The organism is Sporichthyaceae bacterium, assembly GCA_036269075.1.
GTDB lineage: Bacteria > Actinomycetota > Actinomycetes > Sporichthyales > Sporichthyaceae > DASQPJ01.
In genome coordinates, this window is the sequence record DATASX010000106.1 from 1 (window position 1) to 13,252 (window position 13,252).

The window sequence follows — 13,252 nt, forward strand, 5'->3', positions numbered from 1 at the left end:
GCAGCACCGGCGCGACCGGATGCGCATTGGCCACCGGGGCCACCGCCATCGGCGGCGCCACGGGGGCGACCGGCTCGACCGGTGCCACCGGGACGACCGGTGCCACCGGGACGACCGGGGCCACCGGGACGACCGGGGCCACCGGCTCGCAGCTGTCACTGGCGAACTGCATCGCCAACATCAACTACTTCCTGACCGCCGTGACCAACGACGTGCCGCTGGTGCAGTCCGATGCCGCCACCGCGAAGCAGCTCTGTGACACGAGCACCACGACGCCGAGCACGACCCCGACCACTGCGCCGACGACCGAGCCGACCTCACAACCGACGGAAAGCCCCTCGGGCGCACCGACGGACTCGTCGACCGCAACGCCAACCGCCACCAAGACCGCCGACGACGAGACCTGCTCGCAGGCGCTGACGCAGATGGTCGACTTGGCCAACCAGCTCGGCACCGACCAGGCGGCCGTGACCGCTGCGAACACCGAGCTGCAGACCGCCGAGACCAACCTGGTCAAGGCGATGACCGGGTCCACCGGCGGGACCGGTGCGACGGGGTCCACCGGCGCCACGGGTGCCAAGTCCGGTTCCACCGGCTCGACCGGCAAGGGCGGATCGGGCGGCTCGACCCAGGCTCAGCACGATGCCCGCGTCGCGGTCGACCAGGCCGCGGTCGAGGCCGCCACGACCTCCGTGACCAGCGCCGAGGACGCGGTGACCGGGGCGACCCTCAAGGCCCCGATCGACGGGGTGATCAGCGCGCTGCCGTACACGAAGGGCGCGGTGGAGGGCACCTCGCAGTCCGCCTCGATCCTCGGCACCGGCGCCGTGCAGGTCACCGTCGACGTCCCGCTGGCCACCGCCCAGAAGCTCAAGTCCGGCATGGCCGCCACGGTGACCCCGGACGGTTCGAGCACCGCCTCGGACGGCACAATCTCCAGCATCGGGATCCTGCCCGCGTCATCCGGCAACACCCCGACCTACCCGGTCGTGATCATGGTTCCCGACCCCGGCTCCGGCCTGATCCAGGGCGCGACCGCCAACGTCACCATCACCCTGGCCTCGGTCAGCGGCGTGCTGACCCTGCCGAACTCGGCGCTGATCCCGACCGGCACCAACGGGACCAGCACGGTCACGCTGGTCCAGAACGGCCAGCTGACCAAGGCGACCGTCAAGACCGGTGCCGTCGGCGCGACCAGCACCCAGATCCTCTCCGGTGTCACCACCGGTCAGGTCGTCGAGATCGCCGACCCGTCCCAGGCGGTCCCGGCCAGCTCGGTCACCGCCAACCAGCTCTCCCGCGGTGGCGGCGCCGGCGGCGGTGGCGGCTTCGGCGGCGGTGCCGGGGGCACCCGCACCGGTGGCGGCGCCACGAGTAGCAAGCGCGGCGGCTGACGGTCAAAAAGGGCAAACGACACACGTCGCTCGGGGCGCGAAACGGCAAATCCGGCAGGCAGAACGCACCTGGCGGGTAGAGGATGGCGGATCAGGGGAAGGCTCCTCGGGGCCAGACCCTGGTCCGCCGTTCTCGTTGACGGCGGACAACCCGCTGCGGCGCGGCCCCGCGACTCGCGAGGCGTGTGTCGTCCGCACCCCGCAGGAGACCGACTTTGATGCCGCGGACCCATCGCCGTCGCCAACGCGGCATACACCCGCGGCGTCGAACCCGCCTGTCGACCGGCGCGGCTCTCGGCCTGATCGTCGCGACCGCGACGATGCTCGCCCACTGGGCGCCCTCGGACCACAGTGCCCAGGCCAGCGCGCCCACCACGCAGGAGGCCTCGACCACCACGGCCGCCACCAGCGGCGCGGCGACGACTCCGTCCCAGGGCCTGCTGCCCGGGATGCCGGCGCCGCTGAACCCGCAGGACCTCTACGCCGCCGACGGGCCGGGGATGCTCGCACCGATCCTGGCCAACGTCACGCCCCGAGTCTGGGTGCCCAACTCCGACGGGCACACGCTGACCGAGATCGACCCGAACACCTACCAGGTCCTGCACACCTACGACGTCGGACGCAACCCGCAGCACGTCGTCCCGTCCTGGGACCTCAAGACGCTGTGGGTGAACAACGACAAGGGCAACTCGCTGACCCCGATCGATGCGTTGACCGGACAGGTGGGCCAGTCGGTCGACGTGCACGACCCGTACAACCTGTACTTCACCCCGGACGGCAAGTCCGCGGTGGTGATGGCCTCGGCCGACAAGCAGATCGTGTTCCGTGACCCGCACACGATGGCCGTCCAGGACGTCGTGCCGGTGCCCTGCGACGGGGTGAACCACGCCGACTTCTCCCCCGACGGCCGCTACATGATCGTGTCCTGCGAGTTCACACCGATGATGCTGAAGATCGACGTGGCCAAGCGCCAGTTGCTGGGGACCCTGGCACTGCCCGGCGGGATGCCGCAGGACGTCAAGATCGCGCCGGACGGCAAGACCTGGTACGTCGCGGACATGGACCGCAACGGACTGTTCGTGCTCGACGGCGACAACTTCAAGGTCACCGGGTTCATCGACACCGGCAAGGGCGCGCACGGCCTCTACGTCAGCCGCGACTCGAAGACCATGTACGTGACCAACCGCGGCGAGGGCACGATCTCGCTGTTCGACTTCGCCACCGGGAAGGTCACGGGCAAGTGGGTGCTGCCCGGTGGCGGCAGCCCGGACATGGGCGGGCTCAACGTCGACGGAACCCAGCTGTGGCTGACCGGGCGCTACAACAAGGTGGTCTACGTCATCGACACGGCCACCGGGAAGCTGCTGCACAAGATCCCGGTCGGGCCCGGCCCGCACGGGCTGTGCTTCTGGCCGCAGCCGGGACGCTACTCACTGGGCCACACCGGCATCCTGCGCTGACTCACCACGGGCGGGTCAGGGGCCGGCGCTCGGCGCGGCGCTGGCCGTCGGGGAGAGCAGTACGCCGCGGCAGGCGTCCAGGGCGGCGGCGGTCTTCGGGTCGTTGCGGTCCAGGCCGCTGAGCATGCCGCCGCGGGGGGCATCGGGCTCCGGGGACTCCGACGGGATCGGGGCCGGTGAAGACTCCGACGGGATCGGGGCTGGTGAAACGGTCGGCTTGGGCAACGGCACGCCGTGCGCGGCCATGCAGTCCTCGAACCGCTTGCGGGACGAGGGCCGGAACCCGCCCGGATGCAGCGCCAACCCCGGCGGACGCAGCGCGGCGCAGGCCTTGCGGGCGCTGCGGACCGTCGAGGCCGAGACCGGCTTGGCGGAGGGCGACGGCTCGCCGGTGGCCGAGACCGCGATCCGCGAGGTGTCGCCGTGCTCCTGCAGGCACGTGCGGTAGGCCGCCAGCGACGGCGCCCCGGTGACCTGGGTCGTGGTGGTGGAGCCGCAACCGGTCAGCGCGATCAGCACGACCAAGCCCACGGCGCCGGTTCGGGCGGCCGAGCGGGCCGTGCCTGCGAAGTTCATCCCGGTCCCCTCGGGGAGCACTGTGTCGATGGTGCGGGCGATCAGAGCGTGCCCTGCCGCGTTCGGATGGTTGCCGTCGGGGCCGGGCAGCGCGGTGTCGTCGTAGTCCTTGCGGGCCACGGCACCGTCCTCCATCGCAGGAAACCGCTACATCGTGTGCGGAATGCCGCAGACAAGGCAAGCCCGCCGGAAAGTCTTCGTCCACCGCGCACAGCGCCACGGAAGCGCCGGCCCAGCCCTGGCCAAAGGGGCGCCCTCACACTCGGGTCTGGACCCCGGCCGACCCAGCCCCCCTGGACCGACCGGGGTCCGACGCTCAAGCCGGCGTCACCGGACAGCAAATGGAACTCGCCGAATTTCCCTGCCGGCAACCGGGGCGCCCGGACTGGGAGAAGATTGATCACATGGGACCGTCCGGAACCCCCACGACCTTGGTCGCCCTGCTCGCCGCCGTGCTGCTGCCGGTGCTCGCGCTGCGCTTCGGCGACGGCCTGCGCCCGGCTCGCAAAGGCGCGTCGACCAAGGGCGCCGCGGTCCCGGACGCGACTACTTCGGACGCCACGACCTCGGAGGCGACGGAGCCCGTCGCCGCCGAGCGCGCCTCGCGGCGCCGCCCGAAACGCTGGAAGCGGTTCCGGTTCGCCATGCGCGGCTCCCGCACGTTGCGCATCCGGTTGGCCCGGCTCGGGTTGGTGATCGGTTGCCAGCTCTCCGGCGTGATGTTCGTCGGGATCGTGGCCAACGACTACGGCGACTTCTACTCCAGCTGGTCGGAGATCTTCGGGCTCAGCTCCACCACCCCGCTGACCGCGCCCTCGCACCACTTCGGTGCCGCATCGCCCGCCGGTGGGGTGGTCACGCCGACCGGAGCGCCGCACTACGCCGGCGACCCGCAGATCCCGGCGGCGGCCGCGACCTGGAAGACCACCTCGTGGTCGTCGCAGGACCAGTGGGTGACGCGCGGCGCGATCGTGGAGACCAAGGTCGGCGGGGGCCCGACCAAGTTGTCCGAGAACGTGCTGGTCTACCTGCCGCCGGCCTACTTCCGAACCGGCGACGCGGCCCGCCGCCTGCCGGTCCTCGAGGTGCTCACCGGATACCCCGGCACCGCCAGCCACCTGGTCTCGAACCTGAAGTACCCCGATCGACTGCTGTCCGCCATCCAGACCGGCGCGGCCCGCGACATGGTCATGGTGATGATGCAGCCGGCCCCCACGTTCCCGTGGGACACCGAGTGCAGCAACGTCCCGGGCGGGCCGCAGGCGCTGTCGTTCTTCACCAACGACGTGCCGGCCTCGGTCAGCCAGCTGTTCACGCTCAACCCGACCGGCTACGGCGCGATCGGCGACTCCACCGGTGGCTACTGCGCGGCCAAGATGGCGATCACCGACCCGTCCCGGTTCGGTGGGGCCGCGATGCTGTCCGGCTACTACTCCCCGGCCACCGACCGGACCACCCAGGGCATCTTCGGCAGCACCAACCTGCGCAACCAGAACAACCTGGTCTGGCTGCTCACCCACAAGCCGATGCCGAAGACCGCCATCCTCGCCTGCACCTCACGTACCGAGGGCGGCAACGACGGCTACGCCGCCAACCAGCAGCTGCTGGCCGCGGTGAAGACCCCGATGTCGGCCGACGAACTGCTGCTGCCCAGCGGCGGCCACAACTTCCAGGCCTGGGGCCGGGAGATCCCCTATGCGCTGTCCTGGCTGTCCGCGCACCTGTATGCCCAGGCCAACCCGCCGCAACCCGCGAACCCGTAGCTCTCCGCACACAGGCAACCACACACCGCTCCGGTCAATGACCGGAGCGGTTCTTTTACGGCGCGTCGCCACAACTTCATCTTCCGCAACACCAAAACTATGTGTCACAGAAATGTACTGAAATCACTCCAGACTCCGTCGCGGGGGCGGAAAGGGGCGGCATGACCGGATCCCACAGGCATGAACCTTCGGGAGCCGGCCGGTCGTCGGGCAGCCCCGGTGGTCCGGCCCGACGGGTCCCGGCGCCTGCTCGTCCCAAGCCAAGGGGCTTGTGGCGCCGGCTCACCCGGCGCGGGAAGGTCGTGGTCTGCGGGGCCACCACGCTGACCCTGGTCAGCGGTTGCGCGGGCGGGCTGTACCTGAAGCTTGCGGGCAACATCAACGTCGAGACGATCGACGTCGTCGGGGCGCGACCCCTGGCGGCGGCCAGCACCGGCCAGAACATTCTGGTGCTCGGCTCGCAGACCCGGGACGGCCAGATCGGCAGCGCGTTCGGCGGCGGCAGCAAGCTGGGAACCGACATCTCCGACACCGCGATGCTCGTGCACCTGTCCGCGGACCGGGAGCACGCGGTGGTCACCTCGATCCCTCGTGACCTGATCGTCGCCCGCCCGGAGTGCGCCAGCCGCAAGGACGAGCGCCGCACCATCCCCGGTTCGCCGGCCGACATGTTCGACCTGGCGATGAACCTGGGCGGACCGTCGTGCGCGGTGGCGACCGTCGAGCACATGAGCGGGATGCGGGTCGATCACTTCATCCGGGTCGACTTCAACGGCTTCCGCGGCATCGTGAACGCGCTCGGCGGGGTCGACGTCTGCGTGCCGGAGCCGGGGATCCACGACTGGCGCAGCCAGCTCGACCTCACCCCCGGCCACCACACCATCAAGGACCAGCAGGCGCTGGCGTTCGTCCGCGACCGCCACGGCGTCGGCGACGGCGGCGACTTCGGCCGCATCAAGATGCAACAGGTGTTCATGTCCTCGCTGGCCCAGAAGGTCGAGAGCGCGGGGACACTGAGCAACCCGGTGACGCTCTACAAGCTGGCGAACGCCGCGACCTCGTCGTTGACCGTCGACCCGGGCCTGGGCTCGATCCCGAAGCTGGTCTCGCTGGCCCGGCAACTGCGCAGCCTGACCACCCACAACATCACGTTCATCACCGCCCCGACGACCGACGACCCGAACAACCGCAACCGGGTCATGCCGGCGCAACCCGGGTTCGACGAGATCTGGCGGGACATGGCCGCCGACCACCCGATCGAGCCGGCCGCCCTGCACCCCGTGCATCGCGTGGCCGCGCCCGCGCCGAAGGTCGCCGCGGTGGCCACGGTCCCGGGTGCAGAGGCGGTCTCGGTGCGGGTGCTCAACGCGACCCACCGGCGCGGACAGGCCGCGGCGATCGCGAAGGAATTGCGCCGCTTGGGCTTCCACGTCAGCGGGCTCGGCCAGGCCGCGCCGGGATCCCCGACCGGCCTGACCGCCGATGAGGGGGCCGCAGTGCTGAAGTCGGTGCTGCGTGGACCGGTCGTCGACGAGCCGGCCACCGGTAAGGCGCCGGGCCTGACTCTCACCATCGGGATGGACTTCCAGGGTCTGGCGCCCGCCGCCGCCCCCGTCGCCCAGTCGACCGCCGACTCCGCCACCGACACGAGCACCCCGGACGCCGCCGACCCGACCCCGGCCCCGACGGCCGCGGCACTGCCGGCCTCCGCGGGCCGCACCGCGGACACCGACATCTGCAGCGGCCTGCCCAAGCCCCGCGCAGACGCCGCAGTCAAACCGCACCCGGCCGGGAGCACGCCGACACCCACCCCGGCCACGGCTGCGGTCGTGACCCCGGCGGTGGCCGCCGACCCCGCTTCGGCGGCGGACCCCGCTGTCGAGCCCGCGGTCGACCCGTCGGGCGCGCAGACCGATCCGATGCTCGAGCCGGCCGCTGCACCCGCGACACCCCAAACGCCGCCGGTGGCCGCGCCGGCCCAGCACCACCACAAGCACGTCCACCACGCGGAGTCCCACCTGGTCCCCCAGAAGGACTAACGCGGTTTGGGGTCAGGCCTCGTGCTGGTCGGTCGAGGCCCGGTCCTCGATCCGGCGGGCGATCTCCAGGGCCCGCTCGATCGGGATGGCGTAGCCGGCCACCGGGGTCGTCCGTTCGCCGTGGCGCACGAACAGCCCGGCCGTGTCCATGCCGACGACCCGGCCGGCGTCCGGACCGGTCGTGGCGACCAGCGGGCCGCCGGAGTCCCCCGGGGTGAGTCGGGCGTCGGTCTGCAGCAGTCCCCTGATCGTCTCCGGGCCGGCCTCGGGGTCCTGCGCGGTCAGCGTCCTGCCGGTGCCGGTGATCCGCCCCGGGTGCTCGCCCAGTCGGCCCCCGCCGTTGCCGACCGCGACCACCGCCTGGCCGATCTCGGCCGGGTCGTGCGCCAGGTGCACGATCGGCAGGTCGCGGACCTGCTCGATCTGCAGGACCGCCACGTCGTGGGTCGCGTCGACGCCGACCACATGCGCGTGGTGCACCCGGTGGTCGCCCAGATCGAACACGCCTACGGTGACCTCGTCGTGCACCAGGTGGTAGTTGGTCAGGACCTCGCCGCCGCGCGTGAGCACCATCCCGGTGCCGCCCACGATCACCCCGTCGGACAACTGCGACTGGATGTAGACCAGGCCCGGGATCACGGCCTGCGCGGCGCGTTTCGCGGCCGGGTCGGGCTTGTGCACCGCCGCGGCCGGACCGGCCGGCACAACGGCCACAGCAGTCATCGCAACCGAGATCACCAGCATCGAGCGCAGCACAGCGCCACCTCCCCGTGGGTCATCGAATCAGGCGCCCGGAACGGGCCACCTGCGACACGCGCGCGGTCCCGCCCCGCCCCGGCCACGAGGCGACCCGGTTCGCCTCCAGGAACCGCAATGGCTTTCCCAAGCGACTCAGTTTCCTCAAAAACATCATTCGTCCCAATTGTCACACACACAACATCAGCACCAAGCTGGGCCGCGTAACCGAGCCACTCCGTCGAAGGATCGCCCATGCAGTCCAACCAGGTGACTCCGTCCACCAGTACTTCTTTCGAGATCGCCCAGCGTGGGTACGCCCCAGCCGCCGTCGAGTCCTCGATCTCGCGCCTGGTGGCCGAACTGGGCGCGCTGCGGACGCAGGCCGGTGCTCTTGAGACCGAGATCGGCGAGGTCGGTGGCACCAGGCTCGCGGGAGAGGCGGACACTCTGGCCGCACTCGACCGCGCGGAGTCCATGCTGCGCCGGGCGTACGCCGACGCGCGGGCGACGACCGCGGCAGCGGCCGCGGAGGCCGAACAGGCACGCGCCGTGGCTCGCGCGGAGGTGGCGGCCGACCTGCACCGGTTGGACGTCGAGATCGCCGACGTGAACGAGACCGCCGTGGAGTCCGGAGCGCGCATGGTCGCCCTGGCCCGGAAGCGGGCGGCGGCCCGGATCGAGCGGGATGAGGTCGCGATCGAGCGAGCCCACGAGTGGGCCGAGCTGATCGTGACCCGAGCCCGGACCCGGGCGACCGCCTGCGCCACAGCGGCCGTGCGGGAACTGAACGCGAACAAGGAGAAGGTGCTCGACCGCCGCGCCATCGCCGCGCAGCGGCGGCGCGCGCTGGAGGCGGCCGTCGCCGAACTCCGGGCCGAGACCCGCCGCATCGACGTTGACGCGCAGGGGGAGGCTGCTCGACTGCGGACCGCTGCCACCGCCGAGGCCGACGCCGTCGTGGCCGAGGCGGCCGGCGCCGCCGCCCGACTGGAGGCCGAGACCGACACCGCGATGGCCGAGCTGGGCTCCTCGATGGAACTGCTCAAGGCCGAACTGACGAGCCTCCGCGGCGTGCCCGCACCGGCCGAGCCCGCCCGGGCCTCCCGCGCGAAGTCCTCGACCGCCAAGGCAGAGCCCAAGGTGCGGCCCGCCAAGGCCGCCACTGCCGACAAGCCGACGGTTACCAGGCCGGCCCCTGCCGCCAAACCGGCAGCGAAAGCAGTCGCTGCTGCCAAACCGGCAGCGAAGCCGGCCACCCGCAAGCCGGCTGCGAGCAGGCGGGCCGAGCCGGTCGCCGTCAAGCCGGTGGCCGCCCCCGCGGTCGAGCCCACCCCGATCGCGCCCGCCCGGGCGCCGGTGCCGCTGGCCCCGGTGGCCGCTGCTTCGGTGACGCCTCGGCCGGTCATGCCGACCCCGGCCGTGGCGTCCGTCACCGCCGCACCGGCCCGGATCACCCTCTCGACCGCGCCGGTCGTCGTCCCGGCACCGCAGTCGCGGCCGGTGCGCCCGGTCGTGGCCGGCGGCGCCACCCGAGCGCTCGAGCCCAGCCAGAAGACCGACGGCCCCGGGTTCGTGCGCCTGACCCCGGCACCGGGTGCGCCCGCCCGTCGGGTCGTCCCGAGCGCCGTCCCGGCCTCGGCCGCGCTGGTCGCCCGGCGGGCCCGGCGCCTGTCCACCGCCTCAGCCACCCCGGGCCCGGAGCTGCCGAAGATCAGCGCACCCACGGCGGGTGGACCCAGCTGCGTGTCCGCGGCGACGAGCACCACCTCCGCGGTGACCGTGCTGCGCACGGCCCGGCCGCACTCCTGACGGGTACTCAGTTCGACCGAACCTTGCTCACCGGTGATGCCGCGCCCGTGAACTCACCGGCGCGGCTCACTCATATCTGAGCGCGTCGATGGGCCTCAGGTCCGCGGCCCGGGCGGCCGGGTAGAGGCCGAAGAACAGCCCGGTGAACAGCGAGACCGTCAGCGCCATGATCACCGACCACGGTGCGACGACAGGTTGCACGCCGACGATCGTGAAGCGGGAGCAGACGAACCCGATGAGCACCCCGGTGACGCCGCCGATCATCGACAGGATCACCGCCTCGCCGAGGAACTGGCTGATGATGTCCCGCCGGTTCGCGCCGATCGCCTTACGGATGCCGATCTCCCGGGTCCGCTCGGTGACCGAGACCAGCATGATGTTCATGACGCCGATCCCGCCGACCAGCAAGGAGATCCCGGCCACCGCGCCGAGCAGGATCGTCAGCGTGTGGCTGGACTCCGAACCGGCCGCGAGGATCGAGGCGGCGTTGTAGACGATCACGTCGGTGTTGGCCGCCGAGACATTGTGGCGCTTGTCCATCACCGTCTGGACCTCGCGCTGCGCCTGGCTCAGGGTCTGCGCGGACGCGGCCTGCACCGCGATCGAGCTCAGCTGCCCGGTGCCCGGCACGTGGTACCCGTACAGCGCGTCCTCGGTCGCGGTCGCCGGGGCGATGACCTTGTCGTCCAGGTCCGACTGACCCGAGTAGCCCTTGGACCCCAGGATCCCGACGACCCGGAACGCCTGGCCGTTGAACCGCACGTCCTTGCCGAGCAGCTCCGCCGGGTCGCCCTGGGCCAGGTCCGCCGCCACGCTGGTCCCGATGATCACCACGCGGGCGTGGCTGTCGTACTCGGCCTGGGTGAAGTTGCGCCCGGCCGAAGTCGTGTCGTTGTCGACGTCCAGGTAGTTCGGCGTCGAGCCCATGAACAGCTGCGTGGTGTGCGAGGAGTTCAGGTAGATCGTGGCCACGGTGTGCACGATCACCTTCGGGGAGTCCGCGACCACATCCGGGCAGTCGGCCGGGTTCAGCAGCGCGGCCGCGTCGGCGAAGGTCAGCGAGGACTCGTGGTCGTGGGTGTTGTTGTCGGCCTTCTGCTTGATGCCCAGCATCCGGCGAAGCTGTTGCTGGAAGGCGCTGCCGTGGCCGCCGGTGCCGGTCGGCATCGGCGAGACGTTGAGCGTGTTGGACCCGAGCCGGGCGATCGAGGCCGCCACCGCCCGGTTGGAACCGGTGCCCACCGCGACCAGGGTGATGACCGAGGCGATGCCGATCACGATTCCGAGCATGGTGAGCAGCGCGCGCATCTTGTTCGCGACGATCCCGCGCCAGGCGAAATTGAAGCTCTCCCGGAACCTCATCCGACGTCCTTCGACCGTCTTTCGGCCCCCCACCGCCAGCGTAGGTTCGTCAGGGTTTGTCCGAGATGAGAACCGCCGGACTTGGCCGAGGCTTCGCACGCGCCTTGCCGTCAGTTCATACGCCGAGGTGCCTGAACCTCACTGCTCGCGGAAGCCGCCGAGAAATCGGCGGAACAAGCCGCCCTCACGGCGCAGCGGGGCCGCGACCGGGACGGGCCTGGCGGTGCGGTGCCCGATCGGGTCGGACCAGTCGGTGGCCACGATCGCCTCGACCATCTGCTCGGGCGTGAAGTTCTCCGAACCCTCGATCGGTTCGCGGAACCCGACCAGGACGCCGTCGCGCATCACCTCGGCCTCCAGCGCGGTGGTGCGGGCAGCACCCCAGATCGCCTGGCGGCCGTCGTGCAGGTCGACGCGGACCCCGTAGCCGTGAATGCCGCCCTTGCTCGACTCGACGTGGGCGTCGACCCCGCGGTCGCGCAGCAGGTCGGTGAGGTGCAGTGCCTTATTCTCCTCCACGAGCCGTGATCGTAGCCGGCCCGGCCGCCCGGAATTACCTGCTCGTGACATTTGGGCGGGTGTGTCCTTACCGGCATCGGGCAGGACGAACCCGGACAACGCTCGGATTCGCTGGAGTCGACCGGGCACAGCCACGACCGGGCCGTCCCGGCCCGCAGGAAGGCAGGTACCTCAATGGCCAGCCACACTCGCTTCCTCCGGGCGGCGCTGATCGCAGGAATCGTGGCCGTCCCGGCGGTCGCGCCGGTCGCGGCCTCCGCCGCCAGCCCGAGCCCCTCGCCGTCCCCGTCGGCCACTGCGCACAAGCACTCCAGCGGCAGCACCAGCCAGAACACGAGCACGGGCGGCGTGCCCGGCGCGGTGGGCGGCATGAGCGGCTCGATGAGCGGCTCCTCCTCGGGCGGTTCCGACCCCGGCGGCTCATCCTCGAGCTCCTCCAACGCCGACCCCTCGAGCACCAGCAGCCCCAGCAGCTCGGCCGCGAAGACCCCCAAGGGCGGCGCGGGCACGGGTTCCGGCTCGACCCAGGGCTCGTCCCACGAGGGCCTGCTGCTGTTCGGAGCCGGCCTGATCGCAGCCTCCGGGGTCACCTACCGGTTCGCCCGCCGCCAGTCCGGGCGCACCGACAGCAATAAGTGACCACTGACCCCAAGGCCCGCCAGGGCCGGCGCCTCAGCCTCCGCTCGGGGCTGATCGCGTCGGCTCTGACCTGGGCGCTCGCCGTCGGTGGCGCGACAGCGATCGCCGCGGCCGTACTGCAGCGGCCCGACCCGCCGCCGCAGCCGGACGCGCTCAACGCACCGCAGTGGATGCCACCCGATGCCGCACCGGCCGGGCAGGCCGCCGCCGCAGCCGACGCCTCCGACATCTCCACCCCGGCCCCCGCGCCGCTGCGCGTCCGGATCCCGCGGATCGGCGTCGATGCCCCCGTCGACACCCTCGACCTGAACCCCGACCACACCATCGGCGTCCCGGCCGTGCCCACCGACGCGGGTTGGTACAAGTGGTCCGCGCAGCCCGGCGACCTGGGCCCGGCCGTGATCTTGGGCCACGTCGACGCACCCGGCGTCGGGGCCGCAGTCTTCTACCGCCTCGGCAGCCTGCACTACGGCGACCACATCAAGGTCGAGCGCGCCGACGGCGTGGTGGACACATTCCTGGTGACCGCCGTCGCCGAGTTCGACAAGGCGACCTTCCCGACCGACGCGGTCTACGGACCGACGACCCAGCCCGCGCTGCGGCTGATCACCTGCGGCGACTGGGACGCCGCGTCCCACAGCTATCGCGGCAACACGGTGGTGTTCGCCGACCTGGAGAGCACCACCGCGTCGCCCACGAGTTCAGCCACGCCGACGCCGGAGCGATCCGACGTCGACGCGCAGGATCCGGACTCAGCCGGCGCGGCGGCGTAGCGCGGCCGCGTTGCGTCGGCTGACCGCGCGCTGCGCGGCCGGCGTCTCGTCGATGTTGTCCAGGACGTCCTGGCCGTAGAGCTCCTGGACCCAGTTGGTCTGGTAGACGGTGTCCAGGTAGCGCTCACCCAGATCCGGGGCCAACGCCACCGCGGTCATCCCCGCCGTGCCGTTCGCGGC

12 protein-coding genes are annotated in these 13,252 nt (G+C 71.7%); 7 read left to right on the plus strand and 5 right to left on the minus strand.

Going from position 1 to position 13,252, the window contains the following annotated elements:
* Together VHU88_19695 and VHU88_19700 are read left to right on the plus strand one after the other, a co-directional pair.
* Positions 1-1,394: HlyD family efflux transporter periplasmic adaptor subunit (locus VHU88_19695; protein HEX3613921.1), on the plus strand; the 1,394-nt coding region annotated here is incomplete at its 5' end.
* Positions 1,395-1,612: 218 nt separating this feature from the next.
* A complete protein-coding gene (locus VHU88_19700) occupies positions 1,613-2,854 on the plus strand; it encodes an SMP-30/gluconolactonase/LRE family protein (GenBank protein ID HEX3613922.1) in 1,242 nt (413 codons plus the stop codon).
* Positions 2,855-2,869: 15 nt separating this feature from the next.
* Here VHU88_19700 and VHU88_19705 read toward each other — a convergent pair whose 3' ends face one another.
* The gene (locus tag VHU88_19705) at positions 2,870-3,565 is read right to left on the minus strand and encodes a hypothetical protein (GenBank protein ID HEX3613923.1); all 696 of its coding nucleotides are present in this window, start codon (positions 3,563-3,565) and stop codon (positions 2,870-2,872) included.
* 269 nt (positions 3,566-3,834) lie between these two features.
* On the opposite strand from VHU88_19705, the gene VHU88_19710 reads away from it, so the two are divergent.
* Positions 3,835-5,193, plus strand: a complete 1,359-nt coding sequence (locus tag VHU88_19710; GenBank protein ID HEX3613924.1) for an alpha/beta hydrolase-fold protein — start codon at positions 3,835-3,837, stop codon at positions 5,191-5,193.
* A 269-nt stretch (positions 5,194-5,462) separates the two neighbouring features.
* On the plus strand, positions 5,463-7,232 hold the full coding sequence (locus VHU88_19715) for an LCP family protein (GenBank protein ID HEX3613925.1): 1,770 nt from the start codon (positions 5,463-5,465) through the stop codon (positions 7,230-7,232).
* Positions 7,233-7,244: 12 nt separating this feature from the next.
* Here the strand turns inward: VHU88_19715 and VHU88_19720 are convergent, their stop codons facing one another.
* Positions 7,245-7,988 carry a S1C family serine protease gene (locus VHU88_19720; protein ID HEX3613926.1) on the minus strand — a complete coding sequence of 248 codons (744 nt, stop codon included), beginning with the start codon at positions 7,986-7,988 and terminating at the stop codon, positions 7,245-7,247.
* 234 nt (positions 7,989-8,222) lie between these two features.
* Here VHU88_19720 and VHU88_19725 point away from each other — a divergent pair, with 234 nt between their 5' ends.
* Entirely contained in the window at positions 8,223-9,779 is a 1,557-nt protein-coding gene (locus tag VHU88_19725; GenBank protein HEX3613927.1) for a hypothetical protein, read from the plus strand.
* Positions 9,780-9,845: 66 nt separating this feature from the next.
* Here VHU88_19725 and VHU88_19730 read toward each other — a convergent pair whose 3' ends face one another.
* Positions 9,846-11,141 carry an ABC transporter permease gene (locus tag VHU88_19730; GenBank protein ID HEX3613928.1) on the minus strand — a complete coding sequence of 432 codons (1,296 nt, stop codon included), beginning with the start codon at positions 11,139-11,141 and terminating at the stop codon, positions 9,846-9,848.
* A gap of 138 nt (positions 11,142-11,279) precedes the next feature.
* Positions 11,280-11,660, minus strand: coding sequence for a hypothetical protein (locus VHU88_19735; protein HEX3613929.1), 381 nt, complete (start codon positions 11,658-11,660; stop codon positions 11,280-11,282).
* Positions 11,661-11,834: 174 nt separating this feature from the next.
* On the opposite strand from VHU88_19735, the gene VHU88_19740 reads away from it, so the two are divergent.
* Positions 11,835-12,299 (plus strand): hypothetical protein, encoded by a 465-nt coding sequence (locus tag VHU88_19740; protein HEX3613930.1) that lies wholly within the window; start codon positions 11,835-11,837, stop codon positions 12,297-12,299.
* A complete protein-coding gene (locus VHU88_19745) occupies positions 12,296-13,072 on the plus strand; it encodes a class F sortase (GenBank protein ID HEX3613931.1) in 777 nt (258 codons plus the stop codon). Before VHU88_19740 ends, VHU88_19745 begins: the two co-directional genes overlap by 4 nt.
* Here VHU88_19745 and VHU88_19750 read toward each other — a convergent pair.
* The coding region (locus tag VHU88_19750; protein HEX3613932.1) for a hypothetical protein at positions 13,052-13,252 on the minus strand (201 nt) is incomplete at its 5' end. The two genes, VHU88_19745 and VHU88_19750, sit on opposite strands and share 21 nt — an antisense overlap.